Genomic DNA, 14,281 nt, shown 5'->3' on the forward strand with positions numbered 1-14,281 from the left:
GACGGCCGGGAGAAGCGGCATCGGTCGAGTCCGGGCCGACGCCACGAACCGAACGGACTCGGTCCAGCCACCGGCACAGGCGAGCGGGCCCTCAAGTTCCGCTTCCTGCACGGCGGTTCGACACCCCCGAGGCCACTCCCGCGGACCGGGGCCATGGCGTCAGGGGCGATCGGCCGGCGTCCGGGCAGAGGGCAACCGGCTCCGCCCCTTCGGGCACCCGATCGTGCCCCGTGGCTTCCTGACTCGGCACCGCCGGTGCGTTTAGCGTCCATGGGTGACCCTTTGGACCTCTCTCGAACCCGCCTCCGCGACTGTGGACCCGGGTGACAGCACGACCGTGCGGCTGCGTCTGCGCAACACCGGTGACGTGGTGGACGAGTACCGCTTCGAGGTGGTGGGCTCACTCGCCCCCTGGGCCCTCGTGGAGCCGCCGTCACTGCGGTTGTTCCCGGGGACGACGGGGGAGGTCGAGCTGAGGTTCTCCCCTCCGCGCACGCCGGACGCGGCGGCGGGTCCTCATCCTTACGCGGTGAAGGTCACGCCGACGGAGCATCCGCAGGCCACCACGGTTCCGGAGGGGAACCTCACCGTCACCCCGTTCACGGAGATGCGGGCGGAGCTGGTGCCGCCGACGGTGAAGGGCCGTTTCCGCGGACGGCCCAGGCTGGCCGTGGACAACCTGGGCAACACCAAGCTGACGGCGTCGGTGCGCGGCAGCGACAACGGTGACCAGCTGTCGTACGACATCCATCCGAGCAATGTGCAGATCGAGCCGGGACGCGCGGCGTTCCTGAAGGCGACGCTGAAGCCGCGGCAGATCAAATGGTTCGGGTCCAAGGAGGACCGGCCGTACACCTTGGCGGTGCAGCGGTCGGGTGCCACACCGCTGGACGTGGCCGGCACCTACGTGCAGCGGAGCGTCCTGCCCCGCTGGCTGGCGGCCTTCGTGAGCCTTCTCCTCACACTGACGATCGCGTTCGTCATGATCTGGCTCACCTACAAGCCCCACGTCGCCTCGACCACCACCGAGAAGCTCCAGGAGGCCGCCGGCACGTTGACGCCTCCTCCCTCGCCGGCCCCCGAGGCGCCGAAGGCCGCTCCCACAACGCCTGCCGCGCCCGCCACGGCGCCCCCGGCCGCCGCCGCGACGCAGGAGGCGGGCGACGGCGGGTCGGAGAGCGGCGGTTCCGCGGAGAAGGAGACCGACGCCCAGGAGCGGACCGCGGCGACCGTGGTGCGGCAGAAGGCCGCGGAGGACTCGGGCAAAGCGCACATCTGCTATCGCCTCTACGCGAGGGACCACGGCTGGTCCGACGTGGAGTGCGACGGCGATACCGCGGGCACCGAAGGTTCGGGCGAGCAGATCACCTCCGTCGACATAGCGGTGTCCGGGATCAACGGCACGGCCGGCAGAGCCATGGTCTACAACCCCGCGGGATCCGGGACCGAGCCGTACTTCCCCGACCCCTGGTCGGAAGCCGTGGACGGCGCCGACCACTACCTCGGCAGCACCGAGAAGGACGCCCCCTTCATGCGGGGGTTCAACATCCAGGTCGACAAGGGCCAGAGCACCGTCTGTCAGAGCGCGTACATCCACGACGGCGACTGGCTCGCCTACGCATGCGACAAGCCGGGCGACCAGCTCGCACTCACCTACGCCGGCGCCTATGACAACGACAAGTGGTTCGAAGCGGTGAGGCTCAACGTGTGATCCGGCACCCGCCCCCGTGGAGCGGCTCCTGCACGGCCGGCGAAGGCCCGGACACCCCCGGTCGCCCCGCACACCCTCGGGCGCCCCGGGTACGACCGCGCGCCCCGCGCCGTACGGACCTGGCGCGGGGCGGGTCGGGGCGTCGCCCCGAGGGCGGGGCGCCCGGTTACTGCTTCCCGCGGGCTCCGGCGGAAGCGGCGCCCGGAACGGCACCGGCCTCGGCACCCGTCCCGGCGGCCGCCCCGGCCTCGTCCGGGGTCTCCTCGAAGTTCACCCGGCCCATGTGGCGGTTCATGGACTTCATCAGGGCCCACACGCCGAGGGCGAGCGCGGCGAAGACGAGGAAGCCGAGAACGCCGGGGGTCACCTTGTTCTTGTCGAGCTCGTCGGCGGCCAGCGGGACGAGATGCGTCAGTGCCTGGGTGGAGTACATATCAGGCATTGTCGCGGATGCCCGCGAAGAGATCGCTCTCGGGGAGGGAGGTATCGACGCCGGCCTTCACGAGCTCGTACTCCTCGGTCGGCCAGACCTCCTTCTGTACGTCCATCGGCACGCGGAACCAGCCGCCCTCCGGGTCGATCTGCGTGGCGTGGGCGATGAGCGCACGGTCGCGCACCTCGAAGAAGTCCGCGCACGGGATGTGCGTGGTCAGGGTGCGTTCGGTGTGCTGCGTCTCCTCCCAGCGCTTCAGCCAGTCGCCGTACGGGGACTCCAGGCCGCGCGCCAGGAGCGCCTCGTGCAGGGCGAGGGTGCGGGGCTTGTTGAAGCCCTGGTTGTAGTAGAGCTTCAGCGGTTCCCAGACGGGGCCGAACTCGTCCTCGGGGAAGCGCTCCTTGTCGTTCGCACCGTCGAACGCGATCATCGTGATCTTGTGGGTCATGATGTGGTCGGGGTGCGGGTAGCCGCCGTTCTCGTCGTACGTGGTGACGACCTGCGGGCGGAACGACCGGATCTGCGCCACGAGGCGCCCCGCGGCGGTCTCCTCGTCCTCCAGCGCGAAGCAGCCCTCGGGAAGCGGGGGCAGCGGGTCGCCCTCGGGGAGGCCGGAGTCGACGAAGCCGAGCCACTGCTGCTGGACGCCGAGAATCGCGCGGGCCTCGTCCATCTCCTTCCTGCGCACCTCGTGGATGTTCTCCTCGATGTACGCGTCTCCCTGGAGACGGGGGTTGAGGATGGAACCACGTTCGCCGCCGGTGCAGGTGACGACCATGACGTCCACCCCCTCGGACACGTACTTGGCCATGGTGGCGGCGCCCTTGCTCGACTCGTCGTCGGGGTGGGCGTGAACGGCCATCAGGCGCAGCTGCTCGGTCAAGACTCGGTCCTCAGTTATTTGTCGCGATGGGCAACTCCTATAGTGACCGAACGGGAAGGTGGAAAATTCCTCGATTCCCTGCACAGGAGGAACGATCATGACGGCGCTGCGCGAGGCCACACCCGAGGGCCGGTACGGCCGGAGCCGGGACGAGCAGGCCGACCGCAAGCTGCGGGTGATCGGCGCGGTCCTCGGTGCGGCACTGGTCGGCGTGATCGTCTGGATCGGTGTGGACTACATCGGCGGTACGGACATCAGCGCCGAGCTGATCAAGTCCAAGGTCGTCTCCGACGAGCGGGCCGAGGCCCATCTCGAAGTGCACAAGGACAAGGACTCCGGCGGCTTCTGCACGGTGCGCGCCCTGGACGCGGCGGGCAGCGAGGTGGCCCGCAAGGACTTCCGCTTCGACCAGCACGTGGGCCGCATCGACGAGGTCGTGGCGCTGCGCACGACGGCCCGGGCCAGCGCGGTGGAGCTGGTGGGCTGCACCAGCGGCGGCTCGGCGGGCTGAGCCCCCGGCGTTCCGCTCGCCGCGGACCGCCCCGCGTGTCCCCCGCACTCCGTGCCGCCCGTACTGTCCGCCACGCCTCCATCGGCACCGGGTAACCTTCTCCCCCTTTGCCCGGGAAATTGTTAGGCTCGTGGTTTCGCCCACCCGTGAGGGAACAAGCTCGGGGTAGGGCGATGCTTTGTATTCCCAGCACCGACGAGGAGCACCTGTGACCCAGACCAGCGAAAACGTCACCTGGCTCACGCAGGAGGCGTACAACCAGCTCAAGGCCGAGCTGGAGTACCTGTCTGGTCCCGCGCGCACGGAGATCTCCGTAAAGATCGCGGCGGCCCGTGAGGAGGGCGACCTCCGCGAGAACGGCGGGTACCACGCGGCCAAGGAAGAGCAGGGCAAGATGGAGCTCCGGGTGCGCCAGCTCACCCAGCTCCTGGAGCACGCGAAGGTCGGCGAGGCGCCGGCCGACGACGGTGTGGTCGAGCCCGGCATGGTCGTGACGATCGCCTTCGACGGCGACGAGGACGACACGGTGACCTTCCTGCTCGCCTCCCGTGAGTACGCGAGCACGGAGATCGAGACGTACTCGCCGCAGTCGCCGCTCGGCAGGGGCGTCAACGGCAAGCGCACGGGCGACGACGCGGAGTACGAGCTGCCCAACGGCAAGAAGGCCGCGGTGAAGATCCTCTCGGCCAAGCCGTACACCGGCTGAGCCGGCCTCCCGCGTCGCGCCGCGACGCACGAAGCCCCGGCCGGCGGACTCCCGAGGAGTCCGCCGGCCGGGGCTTTCGCGTGAGGAGGTCCCGCGGGCCGCGCCGGCCTCAGACGGCCGCCCGGCGGTACTTGCGGACCGCCAGCGTGCGGAAGACCACGGTGATCACGACGGACCAGATCAGCGAGGCCCAGACGGGGTGCTGCATCGGCCAGGCGTCGGACGGGGAGACGCCCGGGTTGCCGAACAGCACGCGGCACGCCTGCACCGTCGCGCTGAACGGGTTCCAGTCGGCGATCGGCTGGAGCCAGGACGCCATCTGGCTGGAGTCCACGAAGGCGTTGGAGATGAAGGTCACCGGGAAGAGCCAGATCAGGCCACCGGAGGTCGCCGCCTCGGGGGTGCGTACGGTCAGCCCGATGAGGGCGCCGATCCAGGAGAAGGCGTACCCGAGCAGCAGGAGCAGGCCGAACGCGCCCAGGGCCTTCCAGATGCCCTCGTGGATGCGCCAGCCGACCAGCAGGGCCACGACCACCAGCACCATCACGGTGAAGGTGGTCTGTACGAGGTCGGCAATGGTACGCCCGGTGAGGACCGCGCCCCGGGCCATCGGCAGGGAGCGGAACCGGTCGATGAGGCCCTTGTGCATGTCGTCGGCGATGCCCGCACCGGCTCCCGCCGTGGCGAAGGTGACGGTCTGGGCGAAGATTCCGGCCATCAGGAAGTTGCGGTAGACCTCCGGCGAGGTCGAGCCGCCCACGTTCATCGAGCCGCCGAAGACGTAGCTGAACAGCACCACGAACATGATCGGCTGGATCAGCCCGAAGAGAACCACCTCGGGGATGCGGGTCATCCGGATGAGGTTCCTCTTGGCGATCACCAGGGAGTCGCCGGCCGACTGGACGATGCCGCCGGACGGGCGGGGGGCCAGGCTCGTCCGGACCTCTTCCGTGCGGGTGGTCACCGTGCGTCCTCCTTCGTGTTCCCGGGCCCGGCGGAAGCCGCCGTCGAGCCGCCCCCTCCGTTGCGCCTCTGTCCGTTCTCCCCGCCCCCGCCGCCGTTCCCGGCCTCGGCCTCGGCCGCGTGGCCGGTGAGCGAGATGAAGACGTCGTCCAGGGTGGGGCGGCGCAGCCCGATGTCGTCGATCTCGACGTTCCGGCCGTCCAGGTCCCGGATGACCTCGGCGAGGAGCTTGGCGCCGCCGGTGACCGGGATGGTGAGTTTGCGCATGTGCCGGACGACGGTGACCTCGCCCTTGCCGTACCGGGAGAGCGCCTCGCGGGCGGGTTCGATCTCTTCCGGGCTGTGCACGACGACCTCGACGCGTTCGCCCCCGGTACGGGCCTTGAGCTGGTCGGACGTGCCGCGTTCGATGACCTTGCCGTGGTCGATGACGCAGATGTCGTGGGCGAGGTGGTCGGCCTCTTCGAGGTACTGCGTGGTCAGCAGCAGAGTCGTTCCGCCACCGACGAGCTCCTCGATGACCTCCCAGAGCTGCTGGCGGTTGCGGGGGTCGAGGCCGGTGGTCGGCTCGTCCATGAACATGACCGGCGGCCGGACCACGAGGGCCGCCGCGAGGTCGAGCCGGCGCCGCATGCCGCCCGAGTACGTCTTGGCGGTCCGGTCGGCCGCGTCGGTGAGGTGGAACCGCTCCAGCAGCTCGTCCGCCCGCTTCTTCGCGTCGCGGGCGCGCATCTGGTAGAGCCGGGCGACCATCTGCAGGTTCTCGCGGCCGGTCAGGTACTCGTCGACCGCGGCGAACTGCCCGGACAGCCCGATGGAGCGGCGTACCTCGTTGGGCTTGGCCAGGACGTCGATGCCCGCGACCTCGGCCCGGCCGCTGTCGGGCTGCAGCAGGGTGGTGAGGACGCGTACCGCGGTGGTCTTGCCCGCGCCGTTGGGGCCGAGGAGGCCGAGGACCGTTCCCTCGGGGACGTCGAGATCGACGCCGTCCAGCGCTCGTACGTCGCCGAAGGTCTTGACCAGACCTTCCGCGTGGATCGCACCTGGCACAGGAGGTACCCCCCGTCTGCTGTGGGACCGTCGGCTGTCGGACGGACCGGTTGTCCGTTCACATCCTTACGATGCGCATCCTAGGGCGTTACGGACAATTCACACCCGAGGGGGACGGCCGGGCGCGGCCCTGTCCGAAGGCGGCCCCGCCTCACTCGACGATGAGGTGCCCGGCGGCGCGGAGGACCGAGGCGACCTCCTCGCAGTGCTCGGGGCCCTTGGTCTCCAGGTGCAGTTCGACCTCCGCCTCGGTGAGGCCGAGGCGCGGCTCGGTCCGTACGTGGCTGATGTCGAGCACGTTCGCGTCGGCGCCGGAGAGGGTGGCCAGCAGGGCGGCCAGCGCGCCGGGCCGGTCCACCATCCGCACCCGCAGGCTCAGATAGCGCCCGGCCGCGGCCATGCCGTGACGGAGGGTGCGCTGCATGAGCAGCGGGTCCACGTTTCCGCCGGAGAGCACGGCGACGACCGGCCCCCGGAAGGACTTCGGGTCGCTGAGGATCGCGGCGACGGGGCTGGCTCCCGCGGGTTCGACGACGAGCTTGGCCCGTTCCAGGCAGAGCAGCAGGGCGCTGGAGAGTTCGTCCTCGGTGACGGTGCGGACCTCGTCCACCAGCTCCTGGATCAGGCCGAACGGTACGTCGCCGGGGCGGCCGACCTTGATGCCGTCGGCCATCGTCTGCGGCGTCGTCTCCAGGGCGACCGGGTGCCCGGCGGCGAGGGAGGGCGGGTACGCGGCGGCGCCCGCCGCCTGCACGCCGATGATCTTCACGTCGGGGCGGAGCGCCTTGACGGCGACGGCGATGCCGGCGGCCAGTCCGCCGCCGCCGATGCCGACGACGATGGTGCGGACCTCGGGGCACTGTTCGAGGATCTCCAGGCCGACGGTGCCCTGGCCCGCGATGATGTCGGGGTGGTCGAAGGGGTGGATGAAGACCGCCCCGGCCCGCTCGGCGTACTCCTGGGCGGCGGCGAGGGTCTCGTCGACGACCTGGCCGTGCAGCCGGACCTCGGCGCCGTACTCGCGGGTCGCGGCCACCTTGGGGAGGGGGGCGCCGACCGGCATGAAGACCGTGGAGCGTACGCCGAGCAGAGAGGAGGCGAGTGCGACACCCTGCGCATGGTTTCCGGCACTCGCGGCGACGACTCCGCCCGCCCGCTCCTCCGGGGTGAGGCCCGCGATGCGTACGTAGGCGCCGCGCAGCTTGAAGGAGCCGGTGCGCTGGAGGTTCTCGCACTTGAACTGGACGGGGGCGCCGACGAGCTCCGACAGGTGACGGCTGCCCTCCATCACGGTCGTTCTGGCCACACCGGACAGTATTTTCTGTGCGCCCCGGACGTCGTCGAGAATCAGCGGCGGGTGGGGTGCGGACGTACGGAAGCTCATGACCGCCAGTCTCGCAGCTCGCCGCCGTGCCGCCCGCCGAGTGGTCCGGCGGCCCGCCCGCCCCGGCACCCCGCCTGTTCTCGGATCGTCGGATTTGCCCACCGTGGACACACCCGCCCGCATCGCCGCGTACTGTGTCCTCCACCCATCCGACACCGCACGAAGAGAGCTATTGGCCATGCCCCCTCAGGACATGACGAATGCTGCGTCTCCTTCCGGGGACGACGTCTCCCCTTCACAGGGTTCCGACCCCGTCGTCCTCGACACGCTCCAGCACCAGGTGGCGGTCTTCGCCCGGCGTGCCGAGCAGACCCGTCTCGGCGGCATCGGCAAGGTCCGCAACTCGATGGACCGGGCCGCCTACTTGCTGCTGAACCGGCTGGACCGGGAAGGCCCGATGGGCGTGAAGGCGCTGGCCGCGGGCATGGGGATCGACTCCTCGACGGTGACCCGTCAGGTCGCTCCGCTCGTGGACACCGGGCTGGTCAAGCGGACCTCGCACCCGGAGGACGGCCGGGCGGTCGTGCTCCAGCTGTCGCCGCGCGGACAGGCCCGCCTGGAAGAGGTGCGCGCCTCCCGCCGCGATCTGATGTCGCAGGTCACGGGCGACTGGAGCGAGGAGGAGCGGGAGACCTTCTGCACGCTGCTGACGCGCTTCAACGGTGCTCTCGCACTCCGGCAGGCGGCTCACCAGCAGCAGGGCGACTGACCGGGAACTACCCTGGAACCACAGGCCCACGTGAAGAACGAGGAGGCCGCCATGACCAGGAAAGTCGCCGACTGCCGTAAGTATCCGAGCGTGTCGGGCTGCTCCTTGACCATCTCCGGCGAGGAGAACGAGGTCGTCCGGGCAGCGGCCGAGCACGCCGTCTCGGTGCACGAACACAAGGACGGCCCCGAACTGCGTGAGCAGATCAGGGCCTCGCTGGACGACGAGGACGTGAAGTCCGCCGTCTGAGCGGGCGAGAGCTGCTCGGATCCGCTCGGACCCGGGGGCCTGCCGGATGTTCTGCGGTGTCTGCGGGTGTCCGGGAGTACGGTGCCGGGGAAAGGCTTCCCCGGCACCGGTCGTACCGACGGGCGTCGCGCGGGAGGGCGGGCAACACCCCCCGTCGCACAGGACGGCGAGGTGACGGGCAACGCCTCCTCGCCGTAACGGAGTTGTGCGTCAGCCGAGCGCCTGGGCGAGGTCGGCCAGCAGGTCGTCGCCGTTCTCGATGCCGACGGAGAGCCGCACCAGGTCGGCGGGGACCTCCAGCGGGGAGCCGGCGGCGGAGGCGTGGGTCATCCGGCCCGGGTGCTCCAGGAGCGACTCGACGCCACCCAGCGACTCGCCGAGGGTGAACAGCTTCGCGCGGTTGCAGACCTTCACGGCCGCCTCCTCGCCGCCGCGCACGCGGAAGGAGACCATCCCGCCGAACGCCCGCATCTGCTTGGCGGCGACCTCGTGGCCCGGGTGGTCCGGCAGTCCGGGGTAGAGGACCTGCGTCACCTCGGGGTGCCGGGTGAGCAGTTCGGCGATCCGGCCGGCGTTCTCGGTGTGCCGGTCCATGCGCACGGCGAGGGTCTTGATGCCGCGCAGGACCAGCCAGGCGTCGAACGGACCGGCGACCGCGCCCATCGCGTTCTGGTGGAAGGCCAACTCCTCGGCGAGACCGGCGTCGTCGACGATCAGCGCACCGCCGACCACGTCGGAGTGGCCGCCCATGTACTTGGTGGTGGAGTGCACCACGACGTCCGCGCCCAGCGCCAGCGGCTGCTGGAGGTAGGGGCTGGCGAAGGTGTTGTCGACGACCAGCCGGGCACCGGCCTGGCGGGCCACGTCCGCGACGGCCGCGATGTCGGTGATGCCGAGCAGCGGGTTGGACGGCGTCTCGACCCAGACCGCCTTGGTGCGCGGGGTGATCGCGGCACGCACCGCGGCCACGTCCGAGGTGTCGGCCACCGAGAACTCCACGCCCCAGCGCGACGCGACCTTGGCGAACAGCCGGAAGGTGCCGCCGTAGGCGTCGTTGGGGATCACCACGTGGTCGCCGGGGGTGAGCAGCGTGCGGAGCAGGCAGTCCTCGGCGGCGAGTCCGGAGGCGAAGGCCAGTCCGCGGCGGCCTCCTTCCAGCGCCGCCAGGTTCTCCTCCAGGGCGGTGCGCGTCGGGTTGGCGCTGCGGCTGTACTCGTATCCCCCGCGCAGTCCGCCGACACCGTCCTGCTTGTACGTGGACACCTGGTAGATGGGCGGAACGACGGCGCCGGTGAGCGGATCGGCGGTGTTTCCCGCGTGGATCGCGAGGGTCTCGAAGCTGTGCTGGTCGGTCATGAGGCCCGAGCGTAGTTCGTCGCGGGGGCCCGCACCGGACGCTCCGCCGTACGGGGACAATGGGTCCATGGAGATTCTGTGGTTGCTGCTCGTGCTCTGCATGATCACGGCGGTGCTCGGCCCGTTCCTGTGGCGCCGCCGGGGCGGCGGCATCCGGCTCGCGACGCCCGGTTCGCCGGACGCGGCCGACCCGGAGACGTACGGCTTCGTACGGCAGGAGCTGCTGGACGGGCGGCTGCCCGGCCCCGACCAGGATCTGGTCGACGTGCTCCGCAAGGTGCAGACCACCCAGGAGTGGCGGGCGGCGGCCCAACTGCTCGCCGGTACACCGGAGGAGGGCGAGATCCGGTGGCAGCGGGTACAGGCGTTCGCAGGGGCAGCCGCGCTCGAACTGGGCGAACGGCCCGGTGTGGGCGGTGCATGGCTGCGCTCGTGGCGTACCGAGGCGCCGCAGGACCCGGGGGCGGCGGCGGTGCACGCGGACTTCCTGGTGCAGCGGGCGTGGCGGTCCGCCGCGGTGGGCAGCGAGGACTTCCGGGTGCTGCTGGACGAGGCGCGCGCGGTCGCCGGTGAGGCGTCGGCGCTCGCGCCGGGCGACCCCGTTCCGTATCTCACGCAGCTGGCGGTGGCACGCGGACTCGGGTACGCCCCCGAGGAGTTCGACCGGCTCTGGGCCGAGGTCGTCGACCGCGCCCCGGCGCACTTCGGCGCACATCTGGCGGCGCTGCACTTCTGGTCCACGAAGTGGCACGGCTCGCGCGAGCTGGCCGACCGGTTCGCCACCTCCGCCGCCGCGCGCGCGCCGGAGGGCTCGCTGCTGGCCGCGCTGCCGCTGTTCTCGCTCTACGACAACCTGCCCGAGGTGAACCTGACGCCCAGCTTCTACCGGAGCGCGGCGGTGACGAAGGCCGTCGAGGGGGCGCTGTTCGCGGTGCACTCGGCGAGCCAGGACGACCCGATGCTCGCCCATGTCCGGCATCTGCTGGTGCTGTTCCTGGTCCGGATGGAGCGCTGGTCCGAGGCGATGCACCAGTTCGTCCGCGTCGACGGGTACGTCGGGGCGCTGCCCTGGACCGAGGCCGAGGACCCGGCCGGCGCGTACGCGGTCCACCGGGCGCTCGCGGTGGCCGGCTACGAGGCGAACGGCGGCAGCCCGGCGCGACTGCTCGGGTAGGGACCGCCGCCCACCGACTCTCCGGCACCGCATCGTGTCCCACCTGTCAGATCACCGGTGGGACACGATCCGTTTACCCCCCACAACCTTTTGACCTCGCACTCTGTCGTTGTTCGTGGTCTGTCACATTCAGCTGCTGATGCCCGATTCCCGTGGGGGGAACCATTTCCGTGGGCGCAACCCTGCGCGCGCTGCGCGCCCTCGTCCTGCTCGCCGGCTTCTACGTCTTCGGGCTGCTGCTCCTCTCGGCGATCCTCGCCGCCGACGTGTCCCTCGCCCTGGCCGGCCTGCGCGGTCCCAACCTGCTGAAGGCGTACCTCCTGTCGGCGCTGGTGGCCGCGCCGATCGTCCAGGGCTTCCTGATGCTCCGGACACCGCACGGCGAGGAACCCGTCGGGCTGGAGGTCTCCGACGCCGAGGAGCCGGCGCTCTGGCGTACGGTGCGGGAGCTCGCCGACGCCGTGGGGACCCGGGCCCCGGACCGGATCGTGCTCACCGGAGACGTCGGCGCCGCCGTCTCCGAGCGCTCCCGCTTCCTCGGCATGCTGCCCGGCCCGCGCGCCCTCCACCTCGGCGTCCCGCTCGTCCAGGGACTCAGCGAGGCGCAGCTGCGCTCGGTGCTCGCCCACGAACTCGGCCACTACTCGCACGCCGACACCCGGCTGGCCGGAATCACCGTCCGGGGCCGTACCCAGGTGCTGCGTACCATCGCCCGGTTCGAGGAACGTGCCGGCAGGACGGCGGACCGCGAGCGCGCGCGGCTGCGTAAGAAGTCCGACCGCGCTGTCGCCAAGGGCAAGGAGCGCACGGAGACCGACCCGGGCCGGGCGGGCATCAGCTTCCGCGCGATGGCGAAGGTGTACGGGCTGTACGCCCGGTTCTACTTCTGGGCGACGCTCGCGGGCGCCCGCCGCCAGGAGTTCGCGGCGGACGCGGCGGCGGCCCGGATCACGGGGCGCGACGCCACCGCGTCGGCGCTGCGCGAGATCCCCGGGCTGCGTGCCGCCCACGACTTCTACCTCGATCGGTACGCGACGCTCGGGCTGCCCGCGGACCTGCTGCCGCCGCGCGGCGAGGTGTTCGGCGGCTTCGACAGGATGCTGGCGGCGCGCGAACTGGAACTCGCCTCGATGCGCGCCGGACTGCCCGCCGGACTGCCCGCCGGACTGCCCGCCGGGGCCGCTTCCCGCTACGACTCGCACCCGCCGGTCCAGGAGCGCGTGCGCCGCGTCGAGGCGCTGGCCCCCGACAACCGCACCGACGAGGGCAAGGGCGCCGCGTCCGGGCTGCTCGCCGACAGGGACCGGACGCTGGCGGCCCTGGAGGACGTGGCGCTGGTCGACGGGGTGCGCTCGCTGCCGCGCGCGGCCGGCTGGCAGGAGCTGCTGGACGCGTCCATGGACGCGCGGCTGCACTCGGCGGACTCCCCCGTGCACCGCGCACTGGCCATGTACACGCAGGCGCCGCCGACGCTCGCCGCGCTGCTGAAGGTGATCGAGGACGGTCAGCTCTGGAAGCTGGCGCGGCGGCTGCCGCTCTCGGAGCAGGCCGCCGCCGCCAAGGGGCGGGCCTTCCGCGAGTTCGCGCGGCCCGCCCTCCTCGGCGGCGTGAAGGCGATGACGCTGGCCGAGCTCGCCGCCGACTCCCGGCTGACCTGGGAGTTCTCCTGGTCGGAGCCGGCCGCGGCGCGTGTCGTCCCGCTTCCGGACGGCACCGAGCCCGACGTCGAGGCCGCCGTGGAGGCCGCGGTGGCCGACATCCCCGAGACGGCCGCACTGCGCGCCCTGCTCGCCCCGGCGCCGTCGTCCGCCGCCTCGCCGGACGCCCCGGACTCGCCCGGGGCACCGGACCTGCCGGACCTGCCGGGGTCACCGGACCTGCCGGATTCCCCGGACTCGCCGGCCGCCGGTACCGCCGGTTGAAGGCCGAGGGCTGAACGACCCCGGTACCCGGCCTGCCCGGCAGCCTGCCCCGGATCCCACACTTCTGATCACCGTACGGATTCACAGAGAGACATGACGTGACAACACTGCTCTGGGTCGTCCTGACCCTCATCGTCCTTCTCGCCCTGGCCATCGTGCTCTTCTTCGGCAAGGCGATCGCGACGGGAGCCGCCGAGGGCTGGCGCGAGGTGAACGCGAAGGCCAAGGCGGACGCCGACGCGTACGAACTGCCCGAGGAGTGTGCGGCGCTCGGCCTGCTCCCCCGCGACCAGCTGGACAAGACCGCGCCCGGCCCGCAGCCCGAAGTGGTGACCGCCGCTCTCACCGCCGCGGTGGCCGGTGACTGGCAGCCGGCCGCCGAGCTGATGCGGGAGACGGCCGAGGCCAAGGACTGGGAGCGCCGCTCCGCGTTCGCGTACACGCTGGGCGACAAGGCGGCGGAGGACGACGCCTGGCTGCTGGCCTGGGAGACCGCGCGTCCCGACGACCCGGACGCGGCGGTGGTGCGGGCGCGCAGCACCGTCTCGCTGGCCTGGAACATCCGGGGCGCGAAGCGGGCCGAGTACACGACGGGCGAGCAGTTCCAGGGGTTCCACACCGTCCTGGCCCGCTCCCGCGAGGAGATAGCCCGCGCCGCCGAGCTGAACCCCGCCGACCCCACTCCGTACATCACCGAGATCTGGACCGGGCTGGGGCTGGGCTACCCGCACGCGGAGATGGACCGGCTCTGGACGGAGATCACGGCCCGTGCGCCCCACCACTACGAGGCGCATTTCTCGGCGCTCCAGTACTGGTGCAAGAAGTGGCGCGGCTCGGAGGAGCTGGCCCACGCCTTCGCCGCCGAGGCCGCCTCGAACGCGCCGCTGGGCAGCCTGCTGAAGGTGTTCCCGCTGATCGCGCACTTCGAGCACGACGACACCTCCGACGGCGGCTTCACGAAGACGCCCGAGGTGCTCGCCCGCGTGGACGCCGCGCTCGCGGACGCCGCCGCCGCCGACCCCGACCACCCGCGCCTCGCGGAGGTCCGTCACGTGCTGGCGTACTTCCTCTCGTTCCAGGACCGCGACGAGGCGGCGGTGGAGCAGTTCAAGCTGGTGGACGGGTACGTCGGCTCGCTGCCGTGGTCGTACCGGGGGGACCCGGCGGCGAGCTACTGCCACCTCCGCGACCTGTCCGTGAAGGCGGCGGCACGGGCCTCCTGAGCCGCCC

14 protein-coding genes are annotated in these 14,281 nt (G+C 71.6%); 8 read left to right on the forward strand and 6 right to left on the reverse strand.

What is annotated here, in order from left to right; translation table 11 throughout:
• The first annotated feature begins 274 nt into the window (after positions 1-274).
• On the forward strand, positions 275-1,711 hold the full coding sequence (locus ACWCWD_RS22995; RefSeq protein ID WP_450775064.1) for a hydrolase: 1,437 nt from the start codon (positions 275-277) through the stop codon (positions 1,709-1,711).
• Positions 1,712-1,877: 166 nt separating this feature from the next.
• Here the strand turns inward: ACWCWD_RS22995 and ACWCWD_RS23000 are convergent, their stop codons facing one another.
• Entirely contained in the window at positions 1,878-2,144 is a 267-nt protein-coding gene (locus ACWCWD_RS23000) for a hypothetical protein (RefSeq protein WP_450775066.1), read from the reverse strand.
• 1 nt (position 2,145) lies between these two features.
• Positions 2,146-3,006, reverse strand: coding sequence for a mycothiol conjugate amidase Mca (gene mca / locus ACWCWD_RS23005; RefSeq protein ID WP_450775194.1), 861 nt, complete (start codon positions 3,004-3,006; stop codon positions 2,146-2,148).
• A gap of 118 nt (positions 3,007-3,124) precedes the next feature.
• Here mca and ACWCWD_RS23010 point away from each other — a divergent pair, with 118 nt between their 5' ends.
• Entirely contained in the window at positions 3,125-3,538 is a 414-nt protein-coding gene (locus tag ACWCWD_RS23010; RefSeq protein ID WP_450775068.1) for a DUF4307 domain-containing protein, read from the forward strand.
• Between the two features lie 208 nt (positions 3,539-3,746).
• Positions 3,747-4,244, forward strand: coding sequence for a transcription elongation factor GreA (gene greA, locus ACWCWD_RS23015; RefSeq protein ID WP_266708446.1), 498 nt, complete (start codon positions 3,747-3,749; stop codon positions 4,242-4,244).
• A 109-nt stretch (positions 4,245-4,353) separates the two neighbouring features.
• Here the strand turns inward: greA and ACWCWD_RS23020 are convergent, their stop codons facing one another.
• The 3 genes from ACWCWD_RS23020 to ilvA all read right to left on the reverse strand — a co-directional run bounded on the left by ACWCWD_RS23020 (position 4,354) and on the right by ilvA (position 7,641).
• Positions 4,354-5,175, reverse strand: coding sequence for an ABC transporter permease (locus tag ACWCWD_RS23020; protein WP_450775196.1), 822 nt, complete (start codon positions 5,173-5,175; stop codon positions 4,354-4,356).
• A 29-nt stretch (positions 5,176-5,204) separates the two neighbouring features.
• Complete coding sequence (locus ACWCWD_RS23025; RefSeq protein WP_450775070.1) at positions 5,205-6,257, reverse strand: ATP-binding cassette domain-containing protein; 1,053 nt, start codon at positions 6,255-6,257, stop codon at positions 5,205-5,207.
• Between the two features lie 151 nt (positions 6,258-6,408).
• Positions 6,409-7,641: a threonine ammonia-lyase gene (ilvA, locus tag ACWCWD_RS23030; RefSeq protein WP_450775072.1), complete on the reverse strand. Its 1,233-nt coding sequence runs from the start codon at positions 7,639-7,641 to the stop codon at positions 6,409-6,411.
• A 178-nt stretch (positions 7,642-7,819) separates the two neighbouring features.
• Between ilvA and ACWCWD_RS23035 the strand changes: the two genes are divergently transcribed.
• On the forward strand, positions 7,820-8,350 hold the full coding sequence (locus ACWCWD_RS23035; RefSeq protein WP_450775074.1) for a MarR family winged helix-turn-helix transcriptional regulator: 531 nt from the start codon (positions 7,820-7,822) through the stop codon (positions 8,348-8,350).
• A gap of 51 nt (positions 8,351-8,401) precedes the next feature.
• Positions 8,402-8,599, forward strand: coding sequence for a DUF1059 domain-containing protein (locus tag ACWCWD_RS23040; RefSeq protein ID WP_450775076.1), 198 nt, complete (start codon positions 8,402-8,404; stop codon positions 8,597-8,599).
• Between the two features lie 210 nt (positions 8,600-8,809).
• Here ACWCWD_RS23040 and ACWCWD_RS23045 read toward each other — a convergent pair whose 3' ends face one another.
• On the reverse strand, positions 8,810-9,955 hold the full coding sequence (locus ACWCWD_RS23045; RefSeq protein WP_450775078.1) for a cystathionine gamma-synthase: 1,146 nt from the start codon (positions 9,953-9,955) through the stop codon (positions 8,810-8,812).
• Between the two features lie 67 nt (positions 9,956-10,022).
• Between ACWCWD_RS23045 and ACWCWD_RS23050 the strand changes: the two genes are divergently transcribed.
• From ACWCWD_RS23050 to ACWCWD_RS23060, 3 genes are all read left to right on the forward strand, one after another.
• Positions 10,023-11,129, forward strand: coding sequence for a hypothetical protein (locus ACWCWD_RS23050; protein WP_450775080.1), 1,107 nt, complete (start codon positions 10,023-10,025; stop codon positions 11,127-11,129).
• Positions 11,130-11,299: 170 nt separating this feature from the next.
• A complete protein-coding gene (locus ACWCWD_RS23055) occupies positions 11,300-13,051 on the forward strand; it encodes a M48 family metalloprotease (protein WP_450775082.1) in 1,752 nt (583 codons plus the stop codon).
• A 98-nt stretch (positions 13,052-13,149) separates the two neighbouring features.
• A complete protein-coding gene (locus tag ACWCWD_RS23060; RefSeq protein WP_450775084.1) occupies positions 13,150-14,274 on the forward strand; it encodes a hypothetical protein in 1,125 nt (374 codons plus the stop codon).
• Positions 14,275-14,281: the final 7 nt, after the last annotated feature.

The sequence above is a fragment of the Streptomyces sp. NPDC001493 genome, from assembly GCF_053597235.1.